A 15,901-nucleotide genomic window follows, 5' to 3' on the forward strand; every position below is an offset into this window, starting at 1 on the left:
GCAGCACTGGCTGTCAAGCCGATGCTGCTAGCTCCAGTGGCGACATGCTTAAGTGCTTTGCACCAACCGCCACTAATGCACTCGTTCAACGAAATCGTTGGTCGCTATGCCGCCCATGAACTAAAACACCGGACACTTGCTAGTCCGGGACTGGCATGATGCAGCAATCTATATTTTACCATGTTTACATCGACCATGCTTCGAAACCGCCCATTGATCTGCTGCCCAATACATCCGCACGTTAATTTAGCTAACCGGAACATCGACACCATTTTATTGGCTGCAGGCTTGCGGTAGCTGTCAATTAGCTCGTTAGTCAAAGCACATCGCATATCACCCTTAGCGTTTCATTAATAATACCCGCCGATACAATCATACACACAGTTCACCCACTACAAATACAAACAAGCGCGACGTCACAGCCCTCATCATCAAGATGGCCGCAACATCGCGCTTGTTTGATTGTCGTTTGATAGCCGTCAGCTAACTAACTGACGTGACTTAATCCCAGAATTTAGCTGCAATCTTTTGTCCCTGATCAATCTTTGCCCACTGCTGAGCCGCCGTTAACTCGTTACCTGAGTCACACGAAGCGAAGCCGCATTGATGAGATAAATATAACTGGTTCTTATTCAAAATTTGACTAGCTTGCGTCAGTAACCGTAACGCGCGATCTTCATCATCTAAGGTATTGGTCTTACTGGATAACAGGCCCAAGACGACTTCCACATTCGGCCGGTCCTCAAGTACCTTGAGCGCTGAAAGATCACCGGCGCGGTCATCGTCCCATTCAAGGAAGAAACGGTCGTAGTGTTGGTCATGCAGGAATTTCTTAGCAATCGTATTGTAACTACCTTCTGCAAAGTGCCGACTTTCATAGTTACCACGACAATTATGCGTCCAAACTTTCAACCCTAATTGATGGCCAAAATCAACTAACTCATTATTGGTGTTGACGGCCACATCAGCTAATTCTTGGAGACTGCCATTTCCAGCACCAAAGGGACTTTGCTGATTATCACTGGCAAACACTTCCCACAAGCAGTCATCGAATTGGATGATTTTGCCACCCGCAGCTTGATAATCCGTTAAGAATTCTTTATACGCCCCGAGCAAGCCTGCATGCAAGTCATCAACAGTTTTGTAAATCTGGTCAGGGCCATATAGCTTATCGATGTATCCAAACTCAACAAAGGCGTGTGCGGGACTCCAGATCGTTAATTTAACGTCATTACCATCGGCTTGTGACTTAAGTTGCTGATAAATATCGATAAAATGATGATGCTTGCCAGACAGTGGTGCTGTGATTTCAATGCCAATATCTTTACGTGTTTCAAAATCACTGCCGTCATGATCGCGAAAATTATAACCTTCATCCGCAATGAACCGCCGAACACCACTAAACCCCCAAATAAAATCCAAATGCCACATTGACTTCGTATATTCGCCATCCGTTAGCACATCAATCCCATGCGCCTTTTCGGTGGCAATCACCGTCTTCACTGCCGCTGTTTCGGCAGCCTGGTAGCCCGGCAAAGCCTCATAAAATGGGTATTGAATATCGTCACGATGTTCGATTTGATTTTTATAAGTAAGTAAACTAGCCGGGCGTAAGAGTGAGCCGACCAATTGGAAATGTGTTTTTGTCATAATGTAATCATCCTCCGTGTCTGTCTTAATGAGTTTATTATAACAATCTGATTAGAAAATAGATAAGACTGATTGCATTGATGATATAATAGGCAATACCTATAACTTAAATAATTTATTCAATCACGCCAGCTACAATCATGCGTTAACTAGATACTGAAACCCACCATTTCTCAGGAGGTGCACTTAATGCGTATTCAACAATTGCGCTACTTAGAAAAAATTGCCACGACTGGCTCGATCAACGAGGCGGCCAAACAGTTATTTATCAGCCAACCCTCATTATCCCAAGCAATGAAAGAACTCGAAAAGGAATATCAAGTACAACTGTTTTATCGTCATAAAACGGGGATCACTTTGACGGATGCGGGCCGTGAATTCATTAACTATTCTCGCAGTGTCCTCGACCAAGTTAATTTACTCAACGAACATTTTGGTCAGGGAACCGTTCGCAAACGTATCTTTAGTGTCTCTGCGCAACACTATGCGTTTGTCGTGAACGCCTTTGTCGAATTAGTCAAGGAAATTGGTGGCGATACCTATCAGTTCACATTACGCGAGACTGAAACGGCCAACGTGCTCAATGACGTTCAGACTTTGAAAAGCGAGCTCGGCGTCATTTATCTTAATAAGTTCAATCAGACCGTGCTTAGCCGTTTGATTGCTGACAAAGACTTAAGCTTCGTACCGCTATTCGAGGCTCGCCCGCACGTTTTCGTCGGTCGTGATAACCCATTAACGCACAAGCAAGAACTGACTTTGGATGACCTACGAGACTATCCCTACCTCTCTTATGAGCAAGGCGATACGAGTTCCTTTTATTTTGCAGAAGAAATCCTCAGTACGCTGCCTCATAAAAAGCATATCCGCATCAGTGACCGGGCAACGATCTTCAACTTGATGGTGGGTTTAAATGGCTATACAATCAGTTCAGGCATCATCAGCAGCGAACTCAATGACGAAAAAATTGTGGCGATTCCACTAAAAGTGGATGATGCAATGACCCTTGGATACCTGCGCCATAAGAAAATCGAATTGAGCGCTACGGCCCAGCGCTATTTGACACTATTGAAACAGCACATTCAAGGATATGGCTTTGACGTTTTTAATAATAATTGACTGATCGACACATGACGTGACTGAATTCATTTTTTGTTAACAACATACAGTGGCGGGTTGTTTTTTGCAATTTGATCAAGGCTTTAATGTCCAAACCGCAATCGCCTTCACTAAAGCAGGACACCTAAACCATTTAAACATCATATATATCCTTTTTCAAAACCCCCGCTGAGTATGGATTAACTCAGCGGGGATATCAGTTTTTTTATCTTAATTTATTGATGAGATTTCAACACACTCAAAATTCAATCAATCTTGTTCATAATAATATGCATTTAAAGTATATGTTTTAATAGGGGTAATCTGTAATTCATATTTTTCAACTAAATCAGCTAACTCCTGACCATCAATTAGTGTTACCGTATTATTTCCCTGCATCGCCTTAGCTTTAGCTCGGTTAGTGAAATGACTAGTTGTCACAAAGATACCATATTCAGCATTAAAACTATCCATGACGCCCTTAAATTTATCAATTTCAGGTTCGGATACCTGGTCCTGCGTATACCGTTTGCACTGTATTGCCACCCGGCTAGTACGAAACTCGTCGGATTTAAAATAGCCAAAGCCATCGATACCGTGATCAGCTGAACGTACCACACCACGATTTTTATCAATGGTCACACCCATTTTTGAAATCAATGCTCGCGAAAAGTTTTCAAACTTTCCAGAATTGAATTTTTTTAAACATTCAATTAAATCACTCTTCCATTGTGATTCATCTGCATCTTGTCGCGACTCTGGATCATCGATTACGACCAGATCCTCATCCCTATCTGCCAACTTGTCATCAGATTCCTGCATTGCTGTTAATTTCCGATGTACTCTTTCACGTGTCTTTTGATTCCAATAGTTCGTAACTAGTTGGGTTTGTTCAGAGGTCGGATAATTTGATAATTCAGCAGTTCTGCCGATACTTGTCAGTGAAATTTCCTTTCCCCATTCCATGGAACTAATATAGCCAACTGTAAGTAGGTTTTTTAACCCAAAGTTGAAATCGTATAGGAAGGGATTATACGCTCTTCCGGTCCGTGCACTGACTTTAGTATCATAGACATCCTCATACTTCAGATTAACATATTCATTTGTAGCAATTGTCTGGCGTATTATTTTTCGTGAGGCTGTTCCACCAAGTTCCCGTAGTGCTAAAACGATTGCCTTCTCTACATTCCAACGCTTATAACTCATCTCAAATGCCAACTTTCAAATTTAATGCCAACTATTTTTTGACACAGCAAACTGTCAATATTCGGCTTCAAAATTTATTCTATCATGTTTGAATTAGTCTTGCGTTGTGCGTTTCCCCATCTAACCAACTAAGATCACGAAAAAATACGACATTCGGGTTGAATGCCGCATTTTAGTTTGGTTTAGCTACTTGTTTGTTTCAACATCCAATGCATGTTTGGCCGCAAGCGCACGACCAAAATCAGTTTCATCAAAATGATCAATGATTTGCTGAAGCGCGGTCGCACTTAAACTGGCCCCAAATAACGGACTGCCGGGTTCAGTCATAATACCATCCGCCAGTCGGGGATAGCTAATGGGATCAAACCCAAGCGTCTCCACAAAGTGGGCCACAGTTGCTACGGCTTGGGGCTCATCACCAGCTACCAATAGGGCCTTCCGCGCCGGATCGCCATTAGGTCTGGCGTCTTCTTGCAGATTATGATAACCCATATGGTTCAGTGTTTTAACCAGATGGCTCCCTTTGAAGTATTGCTGGACTTGTTCGCTGGAGGACGTCTGGGGATCCAGAACTTCTTCCCGTACCCCGTCTGTTTCCCACCAATAATTCATAGCGTCAATTACAAGTTTGCCATCAAGCGCCGTAGCCGGGATTTGCCGGTAACGACTCAGCGGTAATGCTAAAATAATTAACTCACTGTTGGCGATGACATCCTGATTTTCCGACGCAATTGCACCCGGAACTAGTGTTTGAATCGTTAGTTCAATTTTGCTTACTTTGCCAGAGCCCGAAATGCGAACGTCATACCCGGCCGCCAATGCCAGTTCCGCTAAGACGATACCAACTTTACCGGCGCCGAGGATTCCAACGTTTTTGACTGTCATTTGGTCGTCACCTGCTTCGCTTGTAAAATAGTTTTAACTTGTGGAATCACCTGTGTCGCATACAATTCAATCATCCGTTCACGTTGAGCCGCCGTTTGATTACCGGCCCCGTATACCAAGTCAAAGCGCCCCAGCCCTAGTGTTTCAATCGTCGTCGCGATCCGTTGCGCAACCACGGTCGGCGTTCCAACATAAAACGACCCGTATTTTGTTTCACGGTCAAATTGTTCGTGACTCATTGGCGCCCATCCCCGGGTCAATCCAATGCGATCAAAATTAGCTTTGATATTTTGATAAGCCACCGTCAAGGCCTCATCCTGATCATCCGCAATGAATCCATGCGAATGCACCGCAATCGGATAAGCTGGCTGATTGAACTTTTTAGCGGCTTCGTGATACAGTTTGATATACGGTTTAAATCGGTCCGCCCGGCCACCGATGATTGCAATGATGACTTTATAGCCAATCTTAGCCGCGCGAATAATTGATTCTGGTGAACCACCAATCCCAATGTAAGTCTCAAGTTCACCAGTAGCTGTCTTTGGATACACGTCTTGATTCGTTAACGAAGCCCGAAACTTACCCGACCAAGTCACCGGCTTTTCCGTTCGCAATTGGTCATATAGTGCGAGTTTTTCGTTAAATAGGTCATCATAATCCGTCAAATCATAGCCAAATAACGGGAACGATTCGGTAAACGACCCCCGTCCTAACATCACTTGGGCGCGCCCATTAGACAGGCCGTCTAACGTTGCAAACCGTTCATAAACTCGAACCGGGTCATCGGAACTCAGCACCGTTACTGCTGACGCTAATTTGATGTGCTGGGTCACGGCAGCGGTGGCTGCTAACACCGTTTCCGGACTTGAGACACTGTAGTCTGGTCGGTGATGTTCACCAATGCCAAAAACATCCAGCCCATACTGATCCGCTAACTGACCTTCGCGCACGATTTGGCGCAATGACTCTCCCGCCGACTGTAAACTACCATCCGTTTTCGCCACAATATCCCCAAATGTTTCTAACCCAAACTCTAGTTGATTAACATCAATCATCTTAATGCCCCCATTACTTTTATTTTACTTACTTTTAGTAAGTGGTTGATGTTAATATATCGTATTATCTCTTTAAATGCAACTGATAGGCACAGCTTGACAGTCACCTTCAATCATGATTAAAACAATCTGCCAATTGGATGAATTCCGGTTCGGTAGTAATTCAGCGATACAAGCATCGCACAGAATAAAAAGAGGTATTCAATTAGAATACCTCTCCGTAACTCATCCGTAAGTTGTTCCGAACCAATCATCATTGCAAAAATCAAGTTTGCACATGCTATCTAGCTCTGGGCCTGCCGTTGCGTCTCATGACGTTGTGCCCATAAGTTGATCACTAAAGCGACAATCATTAATCCGAACGCAACAATCATGATATTTTGTAGTCCAGTGTGTAAGATGCCACGCATCATCGGCACTAGGTGCGCTGGTAGCCGGCCCGCCCGACTAGCATCACTTAACTGGTTCATCATCGCCATGGTGATTTTACCATCCGATCGTGCCACCCCACTAGTCAGAGCTTGGTTCATGATTAGCCCAAAGATAGCCGTGGTAAACGTCTGGCTGAGCATCCGAATCAAATAACTAAACGAAGTCGCAACTGGAATGTCACGTTGATCAGCGTCTACTTGGACCTTAACCTGCAGCTCATTAAAGCAGGCCCCATTGCCCCAACCTTCAAAGAAGCCAGCTAAGAGTAAGACCCAGTATGGAAGCTTAACACCGCCAATCATCAATGGAACGAAGGTCAGCGTCAAAATGATAATATTGATCGTCAAGACGCGATGGGGCGTCAAGTGCCGCCGCATGCGGGGAACTGATTCACTACCCCCAAAATTAGCAAAAGCACTTGGAATCTGCGTGGCTCCCCCAATTAACGCTGACGTCCCTAGCAAGCCCTGAGCCCACATCGGACTGTACGTCAAAAAGGCAACGAACGCGCCCCAAATAAGCACAAATAAGACGAAATCGACCACTAACGGCGCGTTCTTAAACAGGCGGCCCGGAATAACCGGGTCCACAGCGCGACGTTCCACGATGGTTAAACTGCCCAACACAATGAGCGCCCCCACGATCACGATCGCGACAATCCATAACGACACCATGCCGATCAGTTCAATACCACCAAGCAAACTGATGATCCCAACCGCCATCAATAACGCCCCTGCACGATCCATTGGTTGCAAGTTATGTTCCCGCTTAGGTTCTTGATAGAAGATTTGTAACAGCACGGCTGAGACAATCCCAATTGGTACGTTGAGGTAAAAGATCCAGTGCCAAGACCACACATCGACAATCACACCACCGACCATGGGGCCAATAATCGTTGCCATACTAAAGCAAGCCGAGACTAGTCCCAGTGCCCGCATTCGATCACGCGGATTCTTAAAAATGTCCGCATACATGATGTAAGGTAAGGAAATCATCCCCCCGTTGCCGAGACCCGCAACACCCCGAGCAATAATCAAAAACCAGATGTTGGGTGCTAATCCTTGTAGTAAGGAGCCGACAATAAAGAGTGCCGTCGTCATTTGATAAGCTCGCTTATTACCAAAGCGCTCACCCATTTTTGACCAGATCAAGGTCGAAACTGCCGTTCCTAGTAAGAAAACAGCGACGATCCACGCCATTAACCGTAGACCGTGTAAATCCGCAATAATTGCTGGTAGCGCCGTATTCACATTCGTACTATCGATACCAGCCATAACGTTCGATAGTAACAGGGCGCCCTGAACAAAATAAATGGCCCGTCGATTCACAACAAAACTTCTTTCTATAATTGCTAAACATCTCGTCAGTCGTTCAGCTAAAAGTTACCTCAATCCAACCCGTTGAAATTCACTATTTCATACTGATCAATTAACGCACAATTTCTAGTATACCGCTTTACCCCCACCGCAAGGCAAGTCTAAATCTTGATTTAAATTCATGATGAACAAGACTTTCCACTGCCGATTTATAAAGCACCCGTGACAAGCCATTTTTGAGCCTAATTCGTAGATCCACCTCTATCTTGTCAAAGCTTCGTTGACGGTACCGCATTAAAATTCCGCAACTAAAAAGGCATAACCGAAAGCCATGCGGATTTCGGTTACGCCTTTTAAAATATACGAATCAGCTTTGAACTAATTTGTCTTTTCAATCAATTTCATTGCTGCATCGTAAGCCCGATCATTATCACTGATCTTATTAGCTAATTCAGTCTCGATCTTAGTCAGTGTCTGTTTATCGACCTTGCCATTGACCGTTAACTTGGCATGCTTTTGATACTGCTTGACCGCACTGGTGGTTGAATCACCAAAGTAGCCATTAACGGTTCCTTTAAAGTAACCTAAGGCTTGCAAGTACTTCTGGAACGTCTTGACATTGCTATTGACCTTGTCAGCTTGTAAATCACTGACCTTGCTAATAACCGTCAAGCTTGCATAACTCGGCTCATCAGCTTTAACATCAGGTGTCAAGCCCTTCTTGTTGATCCAAGTGCCGTTTGGTGTCAGCCACTTCGCGACCGTGATCTTCATCTCAGTCTTATCATTAAAAGTCGTCACCGTTTGAACGGTCCCCTTACCATATGACTGTGACCCGACCAGTTTAACACCTGCCGATTGATGCAAGGCTGCGGAGAAGATTTCAGCTGCCGAAGCACTCCCACCATCAATTAAGACGGTCGTTGGCTTCGTTTCTTTAAAGCCACCATCATACTTCTTGGACGCCGTGTATTTTTCGGTCGAACCATCGCGTGCTTGGACCTGCATGATCGTCTTACCATTCTTCAAGAAGATTGAGGCCATCTTCAAGGCAGCCGTCATCAACCCGCCAGGATTACCACGCATATCGATGACTAACTTCTTGGCCCCCTTCTTATCGAGTGCCTTCAACGCCGTCTTAAATTCCTTAGCAGTATTCGTCGAGAAGGTCGATACCGTAATATAACCGATCTTCTTATCGCCACCGACTAACTTATAATCAACGGTCGTCACTGGAATCTTAGCCCGCTTCAAACTTACGGTAAAGGTTTGACCACTGCGTTCAATCGTCAATTTGACCGTCGTACCGATCTTACCACGCATCATGCTAACGGCTTGTGTCAAGGTCTTACCGGCCACTGACTTGCCATTGACCGCCTTAATAATGTCCTTCGGTTTCAAACCAGCTTTCTTAGCTGGCGTACCAGCAATTGGTGAAATAATTTGAACATAGTTGCCAGATTTTTGAACCTGGGCACCAATTCCAGAAAACGAACTGTCGATCGTGTCATTCAAGCTTTCCGTCTCGCTCTTGTCCATGTACTCGGAAAATTTATCACCTAACGAATTGACCATGCCGTTAATGGCACCGTTGGCCAACTTATTCGCATTGACCGGTTTGTAGTAATTCTCATTGATCGTTTCATAAACTGATTCAATCTTTTTCATTGCTTTACTAGTCTGCTGCATACTGCTGAGCTGGGCATTGACTTGCCGACCAATCAGCCAGTACGTCCCACCCACCCCAATGCCTAATGCGACGACAATGGAAATAATATAGGTCCATAGACCAACGCGTCGCTTTGGCCGGGGCACTTTTTTTATGTGCGGATTAGTTTGTTTGGGTTCCTCTGGCATACCGAACGTCCTCTTTCCTACAAATTAATTTAAGCTTCACTTGCCAAATAGGCTTGCCACGCGTCATCAAAGACCGTCATCGTTGGCAAATAACCAGCGTTCAATTCCAAATATTGTGAGAGTTCGTGAAAATCTTTACTCTGCTTTGGAAACGATTGATCCAAAAACGCATTATTGGCAAATTCGGCAATGGCATCGGTACTGTCTGGGTTCCGTTGCGTCATCAAGAATGTATAAAATGTTTTATGCATGAATTCACTCCTTAGTCACTAGTTTTTGGAATATGCATTTCGAACTTGAACTGATTATTCTTCAAATCAAGCTTATCTACACTATAACGAACATCATGTTTACCAACTAATTTATTCAAGTAGAGGTCGATTGTCTTCTTCTTGGCATTCAACTTGACCCACTTAGGTGTCTTGTAATTATTATTAATATAATTAATCACAAAGCTGATTGGCAAGGACATCGTCCCGACCGATAAATTGGTTGCTTTCAACGAAATATTGCCGTTATCGATGACACTTGGTTGCATCGTGATCACAAACGACACGTTCTGACCCAGTACCTGCGTCGTTCCGAGCAAATAAGCGCCGGTAGACCGGACCACGAAGCGATATTTCATGTCTTGGCCCTTTTGTAGATCATTCAAATAATAACTCGCAAGGGCGTTTAATTGTTTTCGATTCATTGTAATCGGCACACTAGCCGCATCCGTATTGCTTGCAGCCGTCAAACTAGTGCTTTCGCTAGGCGATCGTAAGACCTGGGTGCCGACGTAAGCACCGGTGCCGACAATCAACGCAATCAAGACAACGGCGACCCATTTCCAAACATTGATTGGACCGTTTGTCTTCGGATTTTTAGGTGCTGATGCCTGCTTGTTTCGTTGTGCTTCCCGCATCTCATTACCTCCCTATTTTTTGATTAACCACGCATCATGGGCCATCATGGTCTGATACAGTTTGGTTGTAAACACACGATACCCCCGCTTATTGGGATGGAAATTATCAGCAGTCGAAATCAAATCATTCGTCTTGTTTTCCGCCTCTAAAGCGCCAGTAATGGCCTTTGAGCTGGTTAAGCTAGTTAAGGTCGTGGCACTCGCTGCTTTCTTCAACTTGCGAATCTGGGCTGCCGTCTTGTACTGGCCGTGTGACATGGTCCAATTGATATCCATAAAATACGTATGCTTGTATTGACTAACCGTCGTCTGTGTCTGATCATTCCACTGGCTAATGTAGTGCGTGATCGACGTCACATTTGGAAAGTTCACATAAATTGGATTATAGATGCTAAAGACAAAAACTGACGCAGTGCCATTCAAACTTTGTAATTTATTAAATAATTTAGTTAGTTTATTCGCATATAAAGTTTGCGCTTTAGCAACCGTCGCGTTATTTTTGGCCGTATTGTTAGAAGTTAGGGACCCTTCGAGCGTTTGCAAGAGGTCGTTACCGCCAACCGTCACGGTAATCACATCCGCCTTGGCAATTTTCTGTTGTAACACTTTCGACTTATTAATGCGTGCTAAAATCTGGTCACTCCGATCACCGGACTTACCAGCATTCGTGGTCGTCACCTTCAGCTTTTGCTTAGTCGTCAACGTTTTTTTGATCTGACCAACGTAGCCACCCTCGGACTCATCGCCGACCCCTTCGGTTAAGGAGTCACCGACCGCGACCAAGTTGATTTTCGCCTTGTGGGGCGTCTTCTTGGCAGTGGTCTTTTTAGTCGTTGTTGGGGTAGTCGTCGCCGATTCATTTTGCGGATGCAGCAGATAATTGACCCCGAAAAACACCCCGACCGCTAACACCGCCATCACTAAAATGATTTTAATGGTTTCTTTAACTTTGGACATTGGCATCCAACCTTTCTTCACCGTTGAGCAGTCCATTTAATCAGAGCTAACTCATCTTTGAACAATAAAATGGTCACCATCCCCTGTTGGGACGATCACCATTTGCCATTAGTGCTCGTAGACAAGTCGCCTGTGGGACACCGCTCACTTTACGCTGGCGCTTGCGTATGATATTCCACGGCAAACGCACCCGGGCCACCATGGGTCGCAATAATTGGCACCGTTGGTTGAACACTGATCTTGAGACTTGGTAAAGCCGCTTGTAGGCGCGCCCGATATTCTTCCACGCGCTCCGTGGCGCCAACGTGAGAGATTGCAACTTCGGCGACGTTCGGCGTTGCAATAATATCGTCGAGAACCTTATCAAAAAACTTATTAATCGCCTTAACACCGCGCCCCTTCATCTTCACATCTAGGGTGCCGTCATCAACTTCCAAGGCAATCTTAACATTCAGTAGCGTACTGATTGCCCCCGTCAGACGACTGATTCGACCACCAGCAACGAGGTTATTCAGGGTCATTACGCCCATGAATAGCTTGGTATGGGCCTGAGTCGCATGAATCTGATCGATGACCGCCTGTTTGTCAGCACCACTCTGGGCTAACTTAGCAGCAGTCAAAACTTGAAAGGCCATCGCACGGTCGGTCGTCCGAGCGTCGATCACGGTGACATCGGTCTTCGTAATCGAAGCCGCTTGTTCCGCCGTGTGCACTGTTCCTGAAATGGCTTCGAGCATATTGATACAAATCACACTCGCGCCATCCGCACCTAACTTATCAAACGTTTCAATGAACGTTCCGAGTGCCGGTTGGCTCGTCTTTGGTAAAGATTTAGCCGTTGCCATCTTGTCAATAAATTCTTCACGCGTAATCGTTTCATCTTCCACGTAAATGGTGCCATCGATCATGACAGTCAACGGAATCACGGTAATATCGTATTTTTTTACCTCGGCATCCGTCAAATTTGCCGAAGAATCGGTCACAATCTTGATTTTCGTCATACTTTGCCACGCTTTCTTATACTTGTAACGTTTAAACGATCGTTACAATAAAATTAATGCTTTCAGTATAGCAGAAATCTGCCTGAGTTTCACGGTTGCCACTGAATTAACGACGGCGGAAATCATCAAATTCGTACGGATATTGATTTTTCTCATCCACCGTCCCAATTTGTTGGCTCACCAGCTGCCACTGCGTGTAATCTACGGCCGGCATCCAAGTATCACCATCAAACCTTGCGTTGATACGCGTCCGATATAAATAATCGGCCACCGGTAACACGGCTTCAAACACCACCGCACCACCAATGACAAAAATCGGTTCATCCGGATGGGCGGCCGCGAGTGTTTGGATCGCCGCCACATCTGCTAGTTGATGGACTTCCGGTGGCAACTTTAAATCAGACTGACGTGAGAGCACCCAATTGGTCCGCCGTGGGAGCGGGCGTTTAAAGCCCGCAAAAGTCTTGCGCCCCATCACGACATGGTGTCCGGTCGTCAGCGCTTTGAACCGCTGCATATCTGCTGGTAAATGCCAGGGAAGCTGGCCCTGGTTGCCAATCAGGCCATTTTGATCTTCTGCCCATATCAATGCAATCATTGCGGCCTCCTAAATCGCGACCGGCGCTTTGATTGCCGGTGCGGGATCATAGCCACTGAGCTTAATGTCACTCATTTGGTAATCAAAAATACTGTCATGAGCCCCACTTAAAGTCAGCTGGGGTGCCGGCCGAGGTTGCCGGGTCAACTGCGTTTTAACTTGTTCCACATGGTTAGTATAAATGTGCGCGTCACCCAACGTATGCACGAACTCGCCCACTGCTAGGCCCGTCTCCTTAGCAATCAGATGTGTTAGTAACGCATAACTCGCAATATTGAATGGCACACCTAGGAAGACATCGCCTGAACGTTGGTAGAGTTGGCAAGAGAGCTTACCATCCGCGACATAGAATTGAAACAGAGTATGACACGGTGGTAACGCCATGTTCGGCACATCTTCTGGATTCCAAGCGGAAACGATTAACCGCCGCGAATCCGGATGCGTCTTGATCATTTCAATCACATTGGCAATTTGATCGATCGTCTTTCCCTGACGCGTTTGCCAGTGACGCCATTGCGCACCGTAAACGTCACCCAAATTACCATACTTGGCCGCAAACGCGTCGTCTGTCAAGATCTGGTCATCAAAGGTCTGCATCTGAGCTTGATAAATCGGCGCAAAGTCAGGATCATCTAGCCGGCGGTGTTCAAAATTCGTCATATCAGGGCCGTCATAATCGGCACTCGTAACCCAATTTTTGAACGCCCATTCGTCCCAGATATGGTTGTGATGTTGCAATAAATACTGAATATTCGTATCACCATGCAAAAACCATAGTAATTCGCTCTTGATCAGTCCAAAGGGAACTTTTTTGGTCGTCAATAACGGGAAGCCTTGACTCAGGTCAAAGCGCATCTGGTAACCAAACACACTGTATGTTCCCGTGCCGGTACGGTCATCCTTATACGTGCCGTGTTCTAAAATGGTGCGCGCGAGTTGTAAATAACTATCTTCTAACATGCGATCATCCTTTCAGGCTTCTGCATACTGGCTGAGGTAGTCCCAGCGATCCATCTTCTCATCAATCGTTTGTTCCGTCTTAGTCAATTCTTTTTGCAAATCAGCCAACTTGCCATAATCACTGGCATTGGCAGCCATCGCCGCTTCGATCTCACTCTTATGGCTATCCAATTGCTCGATAACCCCTTCGATCTTGTCGTATTCGAGCTGTTCCGCGTAAGTCAGCTTGACTTTGGCTTTCTTGGCCAATGGTGCGGTCGAGTCATCCGTGACCGGCTTAGCCGTAGTTTTTGTCGCAGTGGCCTTGGCTGCGGGCTTGGCCGCGTCTTTTTGATCCTTCAAATAACTGGAGAAACGGCCAGAATAGCGTTCAATATGCCCCTGACCATCAAAAATCAGTAGTTTCGTGCCGACCTTGTCCAAAAAATAGCGGTCATGGGAAACAGTGATGACGGTCCCGGCAAAATCATCGAGGTAGTTCTCCAACACCGTTAACGTACCAATATCCAAATCATTAGTCGGTTCGTCCAATAAGAGGACGTTCGGCTGTTGCATCAACAACTTCAGTAAGTATAGCCGGCGCTGTTCGCCCCCAGATAACTTGCGAATCAGCGTGCCGTGCATCGAACGTGGGAACAGAAACTCTTCTAGTAACTCAGTCACTGAAACATGCTCGCCCTGCTTATTCAAGACCGTCTCACCGACATCTTGCAAGTAATTAATGATGCGCTTGTCGCCCGGAATCGGTTCGGTCTGTTGAGTATAATAGGCCATCTTGACGGTCTCACCGATCGTCACGGTCCCACTATCAAGTGGCAGTCGACCCGCAATCACATTCAATAAACTAGATTTCCCGGCACCGTTGATTCCAGTGATACCGATGCGGTCATTGGCTTGGATCAACATCGAAAAGTGATCCAGGATGGTTTGCCGATCAAACTGCAAGCTCGCGTCCTTTAACTCGATCACTTTCTTACCCAAACGCTGCTGACCGAGCGAAATATCAACATCGTCATCAACTTGGAGCGTATTCAAATTATCCTTCAAATCATTGAACCGATTGATGCGCCCCTGTTGCTTCGTGCTACGCGCGGGTGCTCCCGCACGCATCCAAGCCAGTTCCTTTTTGTACAGCTGCTGTTGCTTATGTTCAGCTAACACGTCACGGGCGACCCGTTCGGCTTTCGCTTGCACGAAATCTTGGTAATTTCCCGTATACTTATGCAGCTCGCCAAATGACAATTCAAACATCTGGTTGGCGACTTGATCCAAGAAATACCGGTCATGGGTCACGACAATCAAAGCACCCTTATAACTAGCTAAATAGCTTTCTAACCACTCAATTGAGTCAAAATCAAGATGGTTGGTCGGTTCGTCTAGTAATAAAAGATCCGGTGATTGAATCAACACTTGCGCCAGGCCCACCCGCTTCTGTTGGCCCCCCGACATCTGACTGACGGTCTGCGTCAGGTCGGTAATGTGCAGTTGTGTCAAAATCGTTTTGACATCACTTTCAGCCGTCCAAGCATCTTCTTGGTTCATTCGATCCTCAGCGGCCACGTAAGCTTTTTGGGTCGCTTGGTCTTCGGGATGATCAGCATAAGCGGCCAACGTTTGCTCGTAGTGGCGAATCGTTCGAAAGACTTGCTGACTACCGGCCAAAACGGCATCAATGACTGTCAGATTCTGGTCAAGTTCCGGCTTTTGCTTTAAATAACCAATCGTATAATTTTTGGGCATCACCAGTTGACCGGCTTCCGGTGCCGTAATCCCGGCTAATACGTCTAATAAATTCGTTTTCCCGGACCCGTTAACGCCAATGACACCAATCCGGTCATGTTCATTCACAATAAATGAAATATCGTGAAATAACGTCTTCTCACCATAAGTTCGGGTCAGATTTTCTGCTCTTAAAGTTTGCATTGTTACGATCCACCCTTTTTTTACATCATTAAGTTCTATCTTAGCTAGAATCGGCT

General features: G+C 45.6%; 14 protein-coding genes. 1 reads left to right on the forward strand and 13 read right to left on the reverse strand.

The features are described from left to right. Positions 1-501: 501 nt before the first annotated feature. On the reverse strand, positions 502-1,650 hold the full coding sequence (locus tag E5260_RS07960; protein WP_003640567.1) for a cobalamin-independent methionine synthase II family protein: 1,149 nt from the start codon (positions 1,648-1,650) through the stop codon (positions 502-504). A gap of 189 nt (positions 1,651-1,839) precedes the next feature. Between E5260_RS07960 and E5260_RS07965 the strand changes: the two genes are divergently transcribed. After that, positions 1,840-2,769, forward strand: coding sequence for a LysR family transcriptional regulator (locus tag E5260_RS07965; protein ID WP_003640568.1), 930 nt, complete (start codon positions 1,840-1,842; stop codon positions 2,767-2,769). Between the two features lie 249 nt (positions 2,770-3,018). On the opposite strand, the gene E5260_RS07970 is transcribed toward E5260_RS07965, so the two are convergent. The 12 genes from E5260_RS07970 to E5260_RS08025 all read right to left on the reverse strand — a co-directional run bounded on the left by E5260_RS07970 (position 3,019) and on the right by E5260_RS08025 (position 15,845). Continuing rightward, entirely contained in the window at positions 3,019-3,954 is a 936-nt protein-coding gene (locus E5260_RS07970) for a restriction endonuclease (RefSeq protein WP_003640569.1), read from the reverse strand. A gap of 186 nt (positions 3,955-4,140) precedes the next feature. After that, positions 4,141-4,839 carry an NADPH-dependent F420 reductase gene (locus tag E5260_RS07975; protein WP_003640570.1) on the reverse strand — a complete coding sequence of 233 codons (699 nt, stop codon included), beginning with the start codon at positions 4,837-4,839 and terminating at the stop codon, positions 4,141-4,143. Then, on the reverse strand, positions 4,836-5,894 hold the full coding sequence (locus tag E5260_RS07980) for an LLM class flavin-dependent oxidoreductase (RefSeq protein ID WP_003640571.1): 1,059 nt from the start codon (positions 5,892-5,894) through the stop codon (positions 4,836-4,838). The genes E5260_RS07975 and E5260_RS07980 overlap by 4 nt, the downstream gene beginning before the upstream one ends. A 284-nt stretch (positions 5,895-6,178) precedes the next feature. After that, positions 6,179-7,654 carry an MFS transporter gene (locus E5260_RS07985; RefSeq protein ID WP_003640572.1) on the reverse strand — a complete coding sequence of 492 codons (1,476 nt, stop codon included), beginning with the start codon at positions 7,652-7,654 and terminating at the stop codon, positions 6,179-6,181. A gap of 366 nt (positions 7,655-8,020) precedes the next feature. Continuing rightward, the gene (locus E5260_RS07990) at positions 8,021-9,499 is read right to left on the reverse strand and encodes a S41 family peptidase (protein WP_003640573.1); all 1,479 of its coding nucleotides are present in this window, start codon (positions 9,497-9,499) and stop codon (positions 8,021-8,023) included. Between the two features lie 29 nt (positions 9,500-9,528). Next, a complete protein-coding gene (locus tag E5260_RS07995) occupies positions 9,529-9,750 on the reverse strand; it encodes a YozE family protein (protein ID WP_003640574.1) in 222 nt (73 codons plus the stop codon). 11 nt (positions 9,751-9,761) lie between these two features. Continuing rightward, a complete protein-coding gene (locus E5260_RS08000; protein ID WP_003640575.1) occupies positions 9,762-10,406 on the reverse strand; it encodes a YpmS family protein in 645 nt (214 codons plus the stop codon). Between the two features lie 12 nt (positions 10,407-10,418). Beyond that, the gene (locus E5260_RS08005) at positions 10,419-11,363 is read right to left on the reverse strand and encodes an SGNH/GDSL hydrolase family protein (protein WP_003644430.1); all 945 of its coding nucleotides are present in this window, start codon (positions 11,361-11,363) and stop codon (positions 10,419-10,421) included. A gap of 149 nt (positions 11,364-11,512) precedes the next feature. Then, complete coding sequence (locus E5260_RS08010; protein ID WP_003640577.1) at positions 11,513-12,364, reverse strand: DegV family protein; 852 nt, start codon at positions 12,362-12,364, stop codon at positions 11,513-11,515. 106 nt (positions 12,365-12,470) lie between these two features. Further along, positions 12,471-12,962 carry a dihydrofolate reductase gene (locus tag E5260_RS08015; RefSeq protein WP_003640578.1) on the reverse strand — a complete coding sequence of 164 codons (492 nt, stop codon included), beginning with the start codon at positions 12,960-12,962 and terminating at the stop codon, positions 12,471-12,473. A gap of 9 nt (positions 12,963-12,971) precedes the next feature. Then, on the reverse strand, positions 12,972-13,922 hold the full coding sequence (locus E5260_RS08020) for a thymidylate synthase (protein ID WP_003640579.1): 951 nt from the start codon (positions 13,920-13,922) through the stop codon (positions 12,972-12,974). A 12-nt stretch (positions 13,923-13,934) separates the two neighbouring features. Next, positions 13,935-15,845: an ABC-F family ATP-binding cassette domain-containing protein gene (locus E5260_RS08025; RefSeq protein ID WP_025015629.1), complete on the reverse strand. Its 1,911-nt coding sequence runs from the start codon at positions 15,843-15,845 to the stop codon at positions 13,935-13,937. Between the last annotated feature and the right edge of the window lie 56 nt (positions 15,846-15,901).

The sequence above is a fragment of the Lactiplantibacillus plantarum genome (genome assembly GCF_014131735.1).
Classification (GTDB): Bacteria; Bacillota; Bacilli; order Lactobacillales; family Lactobacillaceae; genus Lactiplantibacillus; species Lactiplantibacillus plantarum.

Coding starts and splice junctions, on each gene's coding strand:
- E5260_RS07960 (WP_003640567.1), bottom strand. CDS start 1,650: ATGACAAAAACACATTTCCAATTGGTCGGCTCACTCTTACGCCCGGCT.
- E5260_RS07965 (WP_003640568.1), top strand. CDS start 1,840: ATGCGTATTCAACAATTGCGCTACTTAGAAAAAATTGCCACGACTGGC.
- E5260_RS07970 (WP_003640569.1), bottom strand. CDS start 3,954: ATGAGTTATAAGCGTTGGAATGTAGAGAAGGCAATCGTTTTAGCACTA.
- E5260_RS07975 (WP_003640570.1), bottom strand. CDS start 4,839: ATGACAGTCAAAAACGTTGGAATCCTCGGCGCCGGTAAAGTTGGTATC.
- E5260_RS07980 (WP_003640571.1), bottom strand. CDS start 5,894: ATGATTGATGTTAATCAACTAGAGTTTGGGTTAGAAACATTTGGGGAT.
- E5260_RS07990 (WP_003640573.1), bottom strand. CDS start 9,499: ATGCCAGAGGAACCCAAACAAACTAATCCGCACATAAAAAAAGTGCCC.
- E5260_RS07995 (WP_003640574.1), bottom strand. CDS start 9,750: ATGCATAAAACATTTTATACATTCTTGATGACGCAACGGAACCCAGAC.
- E5260_RS08000 (WP_003640575.1), bottom strand. CDS start 10,406: ATGCGGGAAGCACAACGAAACAAGCAGGCATCAGCACCTAAAAATCCG.
- E5260_RS08005 (WP_003644430.1), bottom strand. CDS start 11,363: ATGTCCAAAGTTAAAGAAACCATTAAAATCATTTTAGTGATGGCGGTG.
- E5260_RS08010 (WP_003640577.1), bottom strand. CDS start 12,364: ATGACGAAAATCAAGATTGTGACCGATTCTTCGGCAAATTTGACGGAT.
- E5260_RS08015 (WP_003640578.1), bottom strand. CDS start 12,962: ATGATTGCATTGATATGGGCAGAAGATCAAAATGGCCTGATTGGCAAC.
- E5260_RS08020 (WP_003640579.1), bottom strand. CDS start 13,922: ATGTTAGAAGATAGTTATTTACAACTCGCGCGCACCATTTTAGAACAC.
- E5260_RS08025 (WP_025015629.1), bottom strand. CDS start 15,845: ATGCAAACTTTAAGAGCAGAAAATCTGACCCGAACTTATGGTGAGAAG.